Here is a 12024-nt window from a genome sequence, read left to right as displayed (position 1 = left end):
TTTGTTATTCCGGCCGCAGCCGGATCCATCATCGTGAAACAGTAACGTTATCCGGGCTGGAAGTCACGCCGGCCGGGCATCACTCGGTGATGATTTGGTAAAGTTCTTCGTCGCTTTGCGCGGCGCGCAGGCGGCGACATACGGTTTTGTCAGCCAGGCGTTTGGCGACCAGCGACAGGGTATGCAAATGGGTTTTGCACTGATCGGCAGGCACCAATAGCGCGAACAGCAGGTCGACCGGCTGGTTGTCGATAGCGTCGAAAGCGATGGGTTGGTCGAGACGGATAAACACGCCAACGGCCCGCAGTGTGTCCTCTTCCAGTTTGCCGTGGGGAATGGCGATACCGTTGCCGATACCGGTGCTGCCCATGCGTTCCCGGGTGAGAACCGCGTCAAACACCACCTGCGAAGGCAGATTGAGCTGTTTGGCGGCCAGTTCGCTGATAATTTCCAAAGCCCGCTTCTTGCTGGTGCAGTGTACCGAGCTTTTGGTGCACTCGATGTTTAACACCGAGCTTAATTGCATATATTCGTTGTTCATCTCATCTTCACTTAAAACCGCGCCGCCGGGCGCGCCCGGCAAGGCGGTTTTTCGTCGGTTTTAACCCTGATTACCGTTCGGCGCGTCACCCATGCGGGTCACGCGCCGAAGGGGGAGGCGGCGACGGATGCCGCCTCATGGAATGGGTTAGGGTGTCAGTGTTGCTTCAATTTGTCTTTATGTTTGTTCAATTGACGTGCCAATTTGTCGATCAGCGTATCAATTGCGGCATACATATTCTCGTCTTCCGAGGTGGCGTGCAACTCGCCTCCATTCACGTGCACCGTTGCTTCCGCAATTTGCTGCACTTTTTCCACACTTAATACAACATACACCTGATTGATGCGATCAAAATACTGTTCGAGTTTGGCGAACTTGTTGTTCACGAACTCGCGCAACGGATCGGTGATTTCGATGTGGTGTCCGGTAATGTTGAGCTGCATAGTGTCTTCCTTCTCAATAGAGGTCAAACCAACTGTTTACGCTGGTTCGACGGCGGGATGGACAAAGACTCTCGGTACTTGGCGACGGTGCGCCGCGCCACGATGATCCCCTGATCGGCGAGCAGGGTGGCCAGCTTGCTGTCGCTGAGTGGTTTGGCGGGGTTTTCCGCCGCAATCAATTTCTTCACCAATGCGCGGATCGCCGTCGAGGAGGCTTCGCCGCCGCTGTCGGTATTCACGTGGCTGGAGAAGAAATATTTCAATTCGAAAATGCCGCGCGGGCTGTGCAGAAACTTCTGCGTGGTGACGCGCGAGATCGTCGATTCATGCATTTCCACGGCCTGGGCGATATCCGCCAGCACCATGGGTTTCATAAACTCTTCGCCTTGCTCGAAGAACGCCTGCTGCTGATCGACGATGCAGCGGGTGACCTTCAGCAGCGTCTCGTTACGGCTCTCCAGGCTTTTAATCAGCCACTTGGCTTCCTGCAGGTTGCTGCGGATGAACTGGCCGTCGGCTTCGCTGCGGGCGCTGTTGCCCAGCGCGGCGTATTGCTGATTGATCTTTAAACGCGGAACGCTGTCGCCGTTGAGCTCGACCGTCCATTTGTTCTGCGTCTTGCGCACCAGCACGTCCGGGATCACGTATTCCGATTCGCCGGTATTGATCGACTGCCCCGGGCGCGGATCGAGCGACTGAATCAGCAGCATCGCTTCTTTCAGTGTATCTTCTTTTAGCCGGGTTGATCGCATCAGGCTGCGAAAGTCATGGTTGGCCAGCAGATCCAGATGGTCGCTGATGATCAGCCGCGCTTCGGCCAGGTAAGGGGTGTCTTTGGCGTATTGGGAGAGCTGCACCAGCAGGCAATCGCGCAGATCGCGCGCGGCGACGCCGATCGGATCGAAACGCTGCACGCGCTTCAACACCGCCTCGACTTCATCGAGGGTCACGTTTTCGTCGCCCAGGCTTTCCAGAATGTCTTCCAGCGGCACGGTGAGATAGCCAGTGTCGTCCACCGCGTCGACGATGGAGGTGGCGATGGCGGCGTCGGTATCGGAAAACGGCGTCAGATCCACCTGCCACATCAGGTAATCCTGCAGCGTTTGGGTGGTCTCGCCCTGATAGACCGGCAGCTCATCGTCGCTGTAGTCGGTGCCGGTGCCGGACGGCGTGCCGGCGGTGTAGATCTCATCCCAGGTGGCGTCCAGCGGCAGCTCTTCCGGCATGTCTTTCTGTTCCAGCGCCTCGCGGGTATCGAGCCCCTCGGTCTCCTGGGTTTCTTTGGCGTCGATTTCGTCGTGCAGATCGGTCTGTTCAAGCAGCGGATTGCTCTCCAGCGCCAGCTGGATCTCTTGTTGAAGCTCAAGCGTGGACAACTGCAGCAGGCGGATCGCCTGCTGGAGCTGAGGAGTCATGGCCAGCTGTTGACTGAGCCTGAGTTGCAAACCTTGCTTCATAGTTTTCTGTCTACTTCCGTTAACGGTGTCGCCCCGCAGGGCGCGCCGGCGCTTAGAGGCGGAACTCTTCGCCCAGATAAACGCGTTTAACCTGCTCGTCGGCCAGAATAGCATCCGGCGTGCCGTGGGCAATCAGTTTGCCCTGGCTGACGATGTAGGCGCGTTCACACACGTCCAGCGTCTCGCGCACGTTGTGGTCGGTGATCAGCACGCCCAGGCCGCTGTCACGCAGGTGCTCGATGATTTTTTTGATGTCGATAACGGAAATCGGATCCACCCCGGCGAAGGGTTCGTCCAGCAGAATGAATTTCGGGTTGGCCGCCAGCGCGCGGGCGATTTCGACGCGGCGGCGTTCACCGCCGGACAGCGCCTGGCCGAGGCTGTCGCGCAGATGGGAGATATGGAACTCTTCCATCAGCTCTTTGGCGCGGTCTTCGCGCTGTTCGCTGGTGAGGTCGGGGCGAATCTCCAGCACCGCCATCAGGTTGTCGTACACGCTCAGGCGGCGGAAGATCGACGCTTCCTGCGGCAGGTAACCAATGCCGCGGCGCGCGCGGGCGTGCAGCGGCAGCAGGCTGATGTCTTCTTCGTCGATCACGATGCGCCCGGCGTCGCGCGGCACGATGCCGACCACCATGTAGAAGGTGGTGGTTTTACCGGCGCCGTTCGGGCCGAGCAGGCCGACGATCTCGCCGGATTTCACTTTCAGGCTGACGTCTTCGACAACTTTACGGCCCTTGTAGGCTTTCGCCAGGTTTTCTGCGATGAGTGTTGCCATAAGTGATTAGTTACTCTTTTTTTGCTCGTTTTTGTCTTGCAACTGCGACGGTACCAGAACCGTTGTCACGCGTTTGCCTTTATCGCTAAACGCCTGCATTTGCTGCTGTTGCACCAGATAGGTGATGCGATCGCCTTTCACGTTGCTGTCGAGCTGCTCCAGATAGGCGTTGCCCGTCAGGGTCACCAGCTGGGTCGCCACGTCGTAACGCACTTTCTGCGCGTGGCCTTTGACCGGCTTGCCGCTGTCCTGCATCTGGTAGAAGGTTACCGGGTTGCCGAACGCTTCAATATAGGTCTTATTCTGATCTCCGCCCGGGCGGGTGACGACCACCTTGTCGGCGCGAATATCGATGGTGCCCTGTTTGATCACCACGTTGTCGGTGAAGGTGCTGACGTTGCTTTGCATGTCCAACGACTGCTTGAGCGAGTCGATGCTGACCGGCTGGCTGGAGTCGGATTTCAGCGCCAGAGCGGGGGCGCTGGCGGCCAAAACTAAGCTGCCGAGCAACAGGTTACGGAGTTGTTTTTTGGTTCTGAATTTCATAGTTGGTCTTAACCTTATCAATCAGCTCAGCGGTTTTGGTCCGCAGGTTCCCACGCATTTTCATGCCGTTAGAGGTAAAATTGGTCCCGTAAAGCGTGACTTCGTCATCGGAGGTGACGTCTTGGGTGACCAGGTTTACCTGAGCGTTGTCCGTCTTAATTTTTTCCAGCTGCGAGGTGGTGGTCAGGCTGTTCACCTCGACGTGACCATACAGATACAGCATTCGGTCTTTAGTCAGTTTGGCGCGATCGGCGCGAACTGACCAGGTGGCCACCGCATTCTCATCGAACAGCGTCATCACCGGCTGGGTGAACCAGCTCAGCTCGCCGGCGGTGTAATACTTCGCGTCTTCCGCCACCAGTTTGTAATTCAGCTTGCCGGCCGGGTTGTACACCACGGTGACCGTGTGCTGGCTCTGGTAGGTCGGATCCTGATCGTTGACCGGGCCAGGGGCCGTGTCGTCGCTGAAGTCCGTCATGTTCCAGCCGATCAGCGCCAGAACGATCACCGTCAACAGGATGGTGATCCACAGTTTGGTTTTACTCATATCGACAGCCCTTTGGCGTCCTCCAGCTTATTTTGAGCCAAAAGAATGATGTCGCACAGTTCGCGCACCGCGCCGCGGCCGCCGGCAATGCGGGTGACGTAGTGGGCGCGCGGCGTCAGCAGCGGGTGGGCGTCCGCCACCGCGACCGCCAGGCCGACCTGCGCCATCACCGGCCAGTCGATCAGGTCATCGCCGATATAGGCGACCTGATCCGCCGTTAACGACAGTTTATCCAACAGTTCGCGGAAGGCCAAAAGCTTATCGGATTGCCCCTGATACAGATGGGTGATGCCGAGCGTCTGCGCGCGATCTTCCAGCAGCTTGGCGGAGCGACCGGTGATGATCGCCACCTCGATGTCCGAGGTTTTCAAGCAGCGGATGCCGTAACCGTCGCGCACGTTGAACGCCTTCAGTTCTTCACCGTTGTTGCCCATGAAGATCAGGCCGTCCGACAGCACGCCGTCAACGTCGCAAATCAACAGGCGGATGTTCCCGGCACGCGCCATAACCTCTTGTTCTACCGGCCCGTAGCAGGTTTCTACCATACCCATTCCGTTCTATTCCTTAATTAAACGACGCCGGCGCGCAGCATGTCATGCATATGTACCACACCCAGCAACTGGTCGCCATCGGCAACCAGCAGCGCGGTGATGTGGCGTTGTTGCATCAGGTTCAATGCATCGACTGCCAGGAGGTTGGGGCGCACCCGCACGCCGCCCGGCGTCATGACATCGGCGATCTTCGCCTCGTGCAGGTTGATGCCCATGTCGAACACCCGGCGCAGGTCGCCATCGGTAAAGATGCCGGCGATTTTCATCAAATCGTCGCAGATCACCGTCAGGCCCAGATTTTTGCGGGTAATTTCCAGCAACGCGTCGCGCAACGAGGCGTCGGCGCTGACGTGGGGTATTTCATCGCCGCTGTGCATGATATCGCTAACCCGCAGCAGCAGTTTGCGGCCGAGTGCGCCGCCCGGATGCGACAGCGCGAAATCTTCCGGCGTGAAACCGCGCGCTTTCAGCAGCGCAACGGCCAGCGCATCGCCCATCACCAGCGTGGCGGTGGTGCTGGTGGTCGGCGCCAGCCCCAGCGGGCACGCTTCCTGCGGCACCTTGATGCACAGGTGGATATCCGCCGCTTTACCCATCGCGCTTTCCGGATTGTTGGTCATACAGATGAGGGTGATCTGTTGGCGTTTCAACACCGGGATCAGCGCCAGGATCTCGCTGGACTCGCCGGAGTTGGAGATGGCGAGCACGATGTCCTGCGGGGTGACCATGCCCAAATCGCCATGGCTGGCCTCCGCCGGATGAACGAAGAATGAGGGCGTGCCGGTGCTGGCGAAGGTCGCGGCGATCTTGCAGCCGATATGGCCGGATTTGCCCATGCCCATCACCACCACTTTGCCGCCGCAGGCGGCGATCGTTTCGCAGGCGCGGGTGAAGTCTGCGTTGATGTAGCGATCGAGCTGGGCCAGCCCTTCACGCTCTATCTGAAGCACTTCTTTACCGGCCTGTTGAAAATCGAAGCCCGGTTGCAACTCAATGTTCGACATACTCATTCCCGTCGGTTTAGCCGAAAGTACTGAAAGGGTTAAAGAACAGCACCGCAAGATACGCAATAAAGCCGCATAATAACAGCGCGCCCGCCAGGTGGCCGATGCGATGTTTGCGGCCGATGCACAGCACGCTCAGCAGCACGCTGGCCGCCAGCATCACCCAGTAATCGCGCTGGAAAGCGGCGGTGTCTACGCTGCCCGGCGACAGCAGGGCGGGTACGCCCAGCACGATCACCGTGTTGAAAATATTGGAGCCGATGATATTACCAATCGCCATATCATCCTCGCCCTTCAGCGCCCCGGCGATGGAGGTGGCCAGTTCGGGCAGGCTGGTGCCGATGGCGATAATGGTCAAACCGACCACCAGTTCGCTCAGGCCGAAATAGTGCGCGATCACCGTCGCGTTATCGACCACCATTCTGGAAGAGAGCGGCAGAATGATAAACGCCAGCACCAGCCACAGCACCGCCACGGTATTGCTGCTGTCCTGCGGCAGCTCGGCGATCTGCTCCATAGTCAGGCTGTCGCTGCCCTCGCGCTGCGCCAGCCGGGCGATTTTCAGCATCAGCAGGATGAAGCCGGCGGCGGCGGCCAGCAGCATCACGCCGTCCAGCCTGCTCAGGGTGCCGTCCATCAACACGAAACCGCATAATACTGTGACCGCTAACATCAGCGGCAGTTCGCGCCGCAGTATCTCAGAGCGCGCGGCCAGCGGGTGAATCAACGCCGCCACGCCCAGGATCAATAAAATGTTGGTGATGTTGGAACCGACTACGTTGCCAACGGCCATATCTATCTGCCCGTTCAGCGCGGCGGTGGTGGACACGATCAGCTCCGGCAGCGAAGTGCCGATGCCGACGATGGTCATGCCGATGATCAACGGCGGTACGCCGAGCGAGCGGGAAATCACGGCAGCACCATAAACTAAGCGGTCTGCACCGTACACCAGTAGAAATAAACCAACGATTAATAATGCTATCGCGAGAAACATGCAGGGTCCTTTGTCGGGTATTATCCCGGTTCGTTGGTTAAAGCCGTCAATGCGGCGGTATTGCTTGCCCTCCGTTGCGCGCGTTTGAGCCGCAGCAACGGTTTTCCCCGGCTAATAGTTGAACAGTTTCGTTTTTTTTCGTTATGGCGCCAATTTTGACCGGGTGGCGCGGAAAAGTAAAACCAATGGCACCATTGGTTGCGAAATGGCAGTAAGTTTTTGTAAAGATGAGACGGATTGCGCCCATTGCTTTAACATCACGGGTAGATTCAGCAAAAGATGAGTCGTAAAGGGTCCATTAACATGCTCCAAAAGGCAGATAATTTGGTCGAAGTGCGCGACATGAGCTTCTCGCGCGGCGACCGACGGATATTTGAAGACATCAACCTGACGGTGCCTCGCGGTAAGGTCACGGCGATCATGGGGCCATCGGGCATCGGCAAAACCACGCTGCTGCGCCTGATAGGCGGCCAGCTGGCGCCGGACAGCGGGGAGATTTGGTTCGACGGCGACAACATTCCCGCGTTGTCCCGCCGTCAGTTATACGACGCGCGCAAAAAAATGAGCATGCTGTTCCAGTCTGGCGCGCTGTTTACCGATTTGACCGTATTCGAAAACGTGGCCTACCCGCTGCGCGAGCACAGCAACCTGCCGGAGCCTTTGTTGCGCAGCACGGTGCTGATGAAGCTGGAAGCGGTGGGGCTGCGCGGCGCGGCTCAGCTGATGCCCAACGAGCTTTCCGGCGGCATGGCGCGCCGGGCGGCGTTGGCGCGCGCGATCGCGCTGGACCCGGAAATGATCATGTTCGACGAACCTTTCGTTGGCCAGGATCCGATCACCATGGGAGTGCTGGTCAAGCTGATCGATGAGCTGAACCATGCGCTGGGCATTACCTGCATCGTGGTGTCGCACGACGTACCGGAGGTGCTGAGCATCGCCGACTACGCCTACATCGTGGCCGACCACCGGGTGATCGCCGAAGGCACCACGCAGCAATTGCAGAACAATCCTGATGCGCGCGTGCGCCAGTTCCTGGATGGTATAGCGGATGGGCCGGTGCCGTTCCGCTATCCGGCCGGGGATTATCAGACCGAACTGCTAGGCTTAGGGAGTAAATAAGCTCATGTTATTAAGAGCGTTAGCGTCGTTGGGGCGCAGTGGCATCAACACCAGCGCCAGCTTCGGCCGCGCGGGGTTGATGCTGTTCAACGCGTTGATTGGCCGGCCGGAACCCGGCAAGCAGTGGCCGCTGCTGTTGAAACAGCTCTACAGCGTCGGCGTGCAGTCGCTGCTGATCATCATGGTCTCCGGGCTGTTTATCGGCATGGTGCTGGGCCTGCAGGGTTATATCGTGCTCACCACCTACAGCGCCGAGGCCAGCCTCGGCATGATGGTGGCGCTGTCGCTGCTGCGCGAACTGGGGCCGGTGGTCACGGCGCTGCTGTTCGCCGGCCGCGCCGGTTCCGCGCTCACGGCGGAAATCGGCCTGATGAAGGCGACGGAGCAGATCTCCAGCCTGGAAATGATGGCGGTCGATCCGCTGCGGCGCATCGTGGCGCCGCGCTTCTGGGCCGGGCTGATCAGCATGCCGCTATTGACCATCATTTTCGTGGCGATCGGCATTTGGGGCGGCTCGGTGGTCGGCGTGGACTGGAAAGGCATCGACAGCGGCTTCTTCTGGTCGGCGATGCAGGGCGCCGTGGAGTGGAAAAAAGATCTGCTCAACTGCCTGATCAAAAGCGTGGTATTCGCCATTACCGTAACCTGGATTGCCATTTTCAATGGGTACGACGCCGTGCCTACCTCTGAAGGGATTAGCCGGGCGACGACGCGTACCGTGGTGCATTCGTCACTGGCGGTGTTGGGATTGGATTTCGTGCTGACCGCACTGATGTTTGGGAATTGATTCGATGCAAACGAAGAAGAGTGAAATCTGGGTTGGGGCATTTATGCTGATCGCGCTGTGCGCCATCGTGTTTATCTGCCTGCAGGTGGCGAACCTTAAATCGATCGGCAGCGAGCCGACCTACCGCATTTACGCGACGTTCGACAACATCGGCGGCCTGAAACCGCGTTCGCCGGTGAAGATTGGCGGCGTGGTGATCGGCCGCGTGGCGGACATCGAACTCGATTCGAAAACCTACACGCCGCGCGTGGCGCTGGATATCCAGAAAAAGTACGACCAAATCCCGGATACCAGCTCGCTGGCGATCCGCACCTCCGGCCTGCTGGGCGAGCAATATCTGGCGCTTAACGTGGGCTTCGAAGATCCTGATATGGGCACCACCATCCTGAAAGATGGCGGCACCATTCAGGACACCAAATCAGCCATGGTTCTGGAAGACCTGATCGGCCAGTTCCTGTATAAAAGCGGCGGTCAGGACAGCGCCAAATCGGGAGACGCGGCCGCTGAGCCGGCTGCCGGCGCCGCACCGCAACCCGCTGTTCCAAATCATTAAAAGAGGATACCTGCATGTTTAAACGTTTACTGATGGTGGCTCTGCTGGTGGTTGCACCGCTGGCGAGCGCAGCCGACCAAACCAATCCTTACAGCATGATGCAAGAAGCGGCGCAGAAGACTTTCAGCCGTTTGAAGAACGAACAGCCGAAGATCAAGCAGGACCCGAACTACCTGCGTGCCATCGTGCATCAGGAACTGATGCCGTTCGTGCAGGTGAAATACGCTGGCGCGCTGGTGCTGGGGCGTTACTACAAAGAGGCAACGCCTGCGCAGCGCGAAGCTTACTTCACCGCCTTCCAGGCTTACCTGGAGCAGGCTTACGGCCAGGCGCTGGCGATGTATCACGGCCAGACTTACCAGATCGCGCCTGAACAGCCGCTGGGCAATGCCGACATCGTGGCTATTCGCGTCACCATCATCGACAACGGTGGCCGTCCGCCGGTGCGTCTGGATTTCCAATGGCGCAAGAACAGCAAAACCGGCTACTGGCAGGCGTATGACATGATCGCCGAAGGCGTCAGCATGATCACCACCAAGCAAAATGAGTGGGCGTCTACGCTGCGTACTCAGGGCATCGACGGCCTGACCAAACAGCTGCAGGCCGCCGCCGCGCAGCCTATCACGCTGGACAAGAAAAACTGATGTCGGCAGCGCTCAGCTTCGAATCAGAGCAGCAGACGCTGATCCTGCGCGGTGAACTGGATCGGGAAACGCTGCAGCCGCTGTGGCGGCAGCGCGACGCGCTGATGGCGGATAAAACCGCGATCGACGTGGCGCAACTGCAGCGCGTGGACTCCGCCGGGCTGGCGCTGTTGCTGCATCTGCAGGAAGAGCAGCGCGAGCGCGGCGTAGCGCTGAAAATTTTCGGCGCCACCGAGCGCCTGAAAACGCTGATCGCGCTCTACAACCTGCAGGCGATAATGCCTGTCGATACCGCCGGTTAGCGGCGTTTTACGCCGCTCTTGCGTGGCAAAACGATACAAAGCCCCTGTTATGCAGGGGCTTTTTCTTTAGTTTAAGAAAACATCGTATTCCACTAAGATACTAGGCTGTTTATGATCCTTTAGCGGCAGAACTGGATACTATGGAAACCAACGAGATTAAAGACGTGCTGATGCAGGCATTGGCACTGGATGAAGTACATGTGACGGGCGACGGTAGCCATTTTCAGGCGATTGTGGTCGGTGAACTGTTCGCCGGCATGAGCCGCGTCAAAAAACAGCAGACGGTTTACGCACCGCTGATGGAATACATTGCGGACAACCGCATTCATGCCTTGTCTATTAAGGCGTACACCCCTGAAGAGTGGCAGCGAGACCGCAAACTCAACGGATTTTAAGGCTGTTTGCCCTGCCGGGCGGACAGCTTCAGATTAGATAACAGAGAGTAGTCAGATGGATAAATTTCGTGTGCAGGGTCGGACCCGCCTGAGCGGTGAAGTGTCTATTTCCGGGGCCAAAAACGCCGCCCTGCCGATCCTGTTCGCCGCCCTGTTGGCGGAAGAGCCGGTCGAGCTGCAGAATGTCCCCAAGCTGAAGGACATCGACACCACCATTAAACTACTCAACCAGTTGGGTACCAAGATTGAGCGCAACGGTTCGGTCTTCGTGGACGCCAGCGGCGTGAACGAGTTTTGCGCCCCTTACGATCTGGTGAAAACCATGCGCGCTTCCATTTGGGCGCTGGGGCCGCTGGTGGCGCGTTTCGGCCGTGGCCAGGTTTCCCTGCCGGGCGGCTGCGCGATTGGCGCGCGTCCGGTCGATCTGCACATCACCGGCCTGGAGCAGTTGGGCGCCGAGATCAAGCTGGAAGAAGGCTACGTCAAGGCGTCCGTCGAGGGCCGTCTGAAGGGCGCGCACATCGTCATGGACAAGGTGAGCGTGGGCGCGACCGTGACCATCATGAGCGCCGCGACCCTGGCGACCGGCACCACCGTTATCGAAAACGCCGCGCGTGAGCCGGAAATTGTCGATACCGCCAACTTCCTCAACACGCTGGGCGCGAAGATCAGCGGCGCCGGCAGTGACAAGATCACCATCGAGGGCGTCGAGCGTCTGGGCGGCGGCGTGTACCGCGTGCTGCCTGACCGCATCGAGACCGGCACCTTCCTGATCGCCGCCGCGGTTTCCGGCGGCAAAGTGATGTGCCGCAACACCCGTCCGGACACGCTGGATGCGGTGCTGGCCAAGCTGCGCGAAGCCGGTGCCGATATCGAAGTGGGCGAAGACTGGATCAGCCTGGACATGCACGGCAAACGCCCGAAAGCGGTCACCGTGCGCACCGCGCCGCACCCGGGCTTCCCGACCGACATGCAGGCCCAGTTCAGCCTGCTGAACCTGGTGGCGGAAGGCACTGGCGTTATCACCGAAACCATCTTCGAAAATCGCTTCATGCACGTGCCGGAATTGATCCGCATGGGCGCGCACGCGGAGATCGAGAGCAACACCGTGATCTGCCATGGCGTTGAACAGCTGTCCGGTGCTCAAGTGATGGCTACCGATCTGCGCGCTTCCGCCAGCCTGGTGATCGCCGGCTGCATCGCCGACGGCGTGACCGTCGTCGATCGCATCTATCACATCGATCGCGGCTATGAGCGTATTGAAGACAAGCTGCGCGCGCTGGGTGCGAACATCGAACGCGTGAAAGGCGAGTAAGTCATTAGCGCCGGTGCGGCTGCGTCGGTAGGATGAATAGCAAAGGGC

At 58.9% G+C, this 12024-nt stretch carries 16 protein-coding genes; 7 read left to right on the top strand and 9 right to left on the bottom strand.

Annotated elements, in window-relative coordinates:
- Positions 1-79: 79 nt before the first annotated feature.
- The 9 genes from ptsN to ACJ8PL_RS19015 all read right to left on the bottom strand — a co-directional run bounded on the left by ptsN (position 80) and on the right by ACJ8PL_RS19015 (position 6861).
- Entirely contained in the window at positions 80-541 is a 462-nt protein-coding gene (gene ptsN, locus ACJ8PL_RS19055; protein ID WP_016930212.1) for a PTS IIA-like nitrogen regulatory protein PtsN, read from the bottom strand.
- Positions 542-696: 155 nt separating this feature from the next.
- Complete coding sequence (gene hpf, locus ACJ8PL_RS19050) at positions 697-984, bottom strand: ribosome hibernation promoting factor (protein WP_004937038.1); 288 nt, start codon at positions 982-984, stop codon at positions 697-699.
- Between the two features lie 23 nt (positions 985-1007).
- A complete protein-coding gene (rpoN, locus tag ACJ8PL_RS19045; RefSeq protein WP_016930211.1) occupies positions 1008-2441 on the bottom strand; it encodes an RNA polymerase factor sigma-54 in 1434 nt (477 codons plus the stop codon).
- Between the two features lie 52 nt (positions 2442-2493).
- On the bottom strand, positions 2494-3219 hold the full coding sequence (gene lptB, locus ACJ8PL_RS19040; protein WP_004937040.1) for an LPS export ABC transporter ATP-binding protein: 726 nt from the start codon (positions 3217-3219) through the stop codon (positions 2494-2496).
- 6 nt (positions 3220-3225) lie between these two features.
- Positions 3226-3765 carry a lipopolysaccharide ABC transporter substrate-binding protein LptA gene (gene lptA, locus ACJ8PL_RS19035; protein WP_028127535.1) on the bottom strand — a complete coding sequence of 180 codons (540 nt, stop codon included), beginning with the start codon at positions 3763-3765 and terminating at the stop codon, positions 3226-3228.
- Positions 3734-4312, bottom strand: a complete 579-nt coding sequence (lptC, locus tag ACJ8PL_RS19030) for an LPS export ABC transporter periplasmic protein LptC (protein ID WP_016930209.1) — start codon at positions 4310-4312, stop codon at positions 3734-3736. Before lptC ends, lptA begins: the two co-directional genes overlap by 32 nt.
- Positions 4309-4863, bottom strand: a complete 555-nt coding sequence (gene kdsC / locus ACJ8PL_RS19025; protein ID WP_021505108.1) for a 3-deoxy-manno-octulosonate-8-phosphatase KdsC — start codon at positions 4861-4863, stop codon at positions 4309-4311. Before kdsC ends, lptC begins: the two co-directional genes overlap by 4 nt.
- Positions 4864-4880: 17 nt before the next feature.
- Positions 4881-5867 carry an arabinose-5-phosphate isomerase KdsD gene (gene kdsD, locus ACJ8PL_RS19020; protein ID WP_016930207.1) on the bottom strand — a complete coding sequence of 329 codons (987 nt, stop codon included), beginning with the start codon at positions 5865-5867 and terminating at the stop codon, positions 4881-4883.
- A 16-nt stretch (positions 5868-5883) separates the two neighbouring features.
- Positions 5884-6861, bottom strand: a complete 978-nt coding sequence (locus ACJ8PL_RS19015) for a calcium/sodium antiporter (protein ID WP_261106412.1) — start codon at positions 6859-6861, stop codon at positions 5884-5886.
- 303 nt (positions 6862-7164) lie between these two features.
- On the opposite strand from ACJ8PL_RS19015, the gene mlaF reads away from it, so the two are divergent.
- From mlaF to murA, 7 genes are all read left to right on the top strand, one after another.
- Entirely contained in the window at positions 7165-7980 is an 816-nt protein-coding gene (gene mlaF, locus ACJ8PL_RS19010; protein WP_028127533.1) for a phospholipid ABC transporter ATP-binding protein MlaF, read from the top strand.
- Between the two features lie 4 nt (positions 7981-7984).
- A complete protein-coding gene (mlaE, locus tag ACJ8PL_RS19005; protein ID WP_004937059.1) occupies positions 7985-8767 on the top strand; it encodes a lipid asymmetry maintenance ABC transporter permease subunit MlaE in 783 nt (260 codons plus the stop codon).
- Positions 8768-8771: 4 nt separating this feature from the next.
- Complete coding sequence (gene mlaD / locus ACJ8PL_RS19000) at positions 8772-9320, top strand: outer membrane lipid asymmetry maintenance protein MlaD (RefSeq protein ID WP_004937061.1); 549 nt, start codon at positions 8772-8774, stop codon at positions 9318-9320.
- Positions 9321-9334: 14 nt separating this feature from the next.
- A complete protein-coding gene (mlaC, locus tag ACJ8PL_RS18995; RefSeq protein ID WP_004937063.1) occupies positions 9335-9964 on the top strand; it encodes a phospholipid-binding protein MlaC in 630 nt (209 codons plus the stop codon).
- Entirely contained in the window at positions 9964-10266 is a 303-nt protein-coding gene (mlaB, locus tag ACJ8PL_RS18990) for a lipid asymmetry maintenance protein MlaB (protein WP_016930202.1), read from the top strand. The genes mlaC and mlaB overlap by 1 nt, the downstream gene beginning before the upstream one ends.
- Before the next feature lie 140 nt (positions 10267-10406).
- Positions 10407-10661, top strand: coding sequence for a BolA family iron metabolism protein IbaG (gene ibaG, locus ACJ8PL_RS18985; RefSeq protein WP_004937066.1), 255 nt, complete (start codon positions 10407-10409; stop codon positions 10659-10661).
- 55 nt (positions 10662-10716) lie between these two features.
- Complete coding sequence (gene murA, locus ACJ8PL_RS18980; RefSeq protein ID WP_004937068.1) at positions 10717-11976, top strand: UDP-N-acetylglucosamine 1-carboxyvinyltransferase; 1260 nt, start codon at positions 10717-10719, stop codon at positions 11974-11976.
- Positions 11977-12024 lie beyond the last annotated feature (48 nt).

This window comes from Serratia sp. CY83965 (assembly GCF_052166375.1).
GTDB classification, from domain to species: domain Bacteria; phylum Pseudomonadota; class Gammaproteobacteria; order Enterobacterales; family Enterobacteriaceae; genus Serratia; species Serratia marcescens.
The sequence above is the reverse complement of the archived record's forward strand: the minus strand, read 5'-3'. Positions and strand labels throughout refer to the sequence as shown.

Bases quoted from the DNA above. Each gene is read 5' to 3' on its own strand.
- ptsN (WP_016930212.1), bottom strand. From the start codon at position 541: ATGAACAACGAATATATGCAATTAAGCTCGGTGTTAAACATCGAGTGC.
- hpf (WP_004937038.1), bottom strand. From the start codon at position 984: ATGCAGCTCAACATTACCGGACACCACATCGAAATCACCGATCCGTTG.
- rpoN (WP_016930211.1), bottom strand. From the start codon at position 2,441: ATGAAGCAAGGTTTGCAACTCAGGCTCAGTCAACAGCTGGCCATGACT.
- lptB (WP_004937040.1), bottom strand. From the start codon at position 3,219: ATGGCAACACTCATCGCAGAAAACCTGGCGAAAGCCTACAAGGGCCGT.
- lptA (WP_028127535.1), bottom strand. From the start codon at position 3,765: ATGAAATTCAGAACCAAAAAACAACTCCGTAACCTGTTGCTCGGCAGC.
- lptC (WP_016930209.1), bottom strand. From the start codon at position 4,312: ATGAGTAAAACCAAACTGTGGATCACCATCCTGTTGACGGTGATCGTT.
- kdsC (WP_021505108.1), bottom strand. From the start codon at position 4,863: ATGGGTATGGTAGAAACCTGCTACGGGCCGGTAGAACAAGAGGTTATG.
- kdsD (WP_016930207.1), bottom strand. From the start codon at position 5,867: ATGTCGAACATTGAGTTGCAACCGGGCTTCGATTTTCAACAGGCCGGT.
- ACJ8PL_RS19015 (WP_261106412.1), bottom strand. From the start codon at position 6,861: ATGTTTCTCGCGATAGCATTATTAATCGTTGGTTTATTTCTACTGGTG.
- mlaF (WP_028127533.1), top strand. From the start codon at position 7,165: ATGCTCCAAAAGGCAGATAATTTGGTCGAAGTGCGCGACATGAGCTTC.
- mlaE (WP_004937059.1), top strand. From the start codon at position 7,985: ATGTTATTAAGAGCGTTAGCGTCGTTGGGGCGCAGTGGCATCAACACC.
- mlaD (WP_004937061.1), top strand. From the start codon at position 8,772: ATGCAAACGAAGAAGAGTGAAATCTGGGTTGGGGCATTTATGCTGATC.
- mlaC (WP_004937063.1), top strand. From the start codon at position 9,335: ATGTTTAAACGTTTACTGATGGTGGCTCTGCTGGTGGTTGCACCGCTG.
- mlaB (WP_016930202.1), top strand. From the start codon at position 9,964: ATGTCGGCAGCGCTCAGCTTCGAATCAGAGCAGCAGACGCTGATCCTG.
- ibaG (WP_004937066.1), top strand. From the start codon at position 10,407: ATGGAAACCAACGAGATTAAAGACGTGCTGATGCAGGCATTGGCACTG.
- murA (WP_004937068.1), top strand. From the start codon at position 10,717: ATGGATAAATTTCGTGTGCAGGGTCGGACCCGCCTGAGCGGTGAAGTG.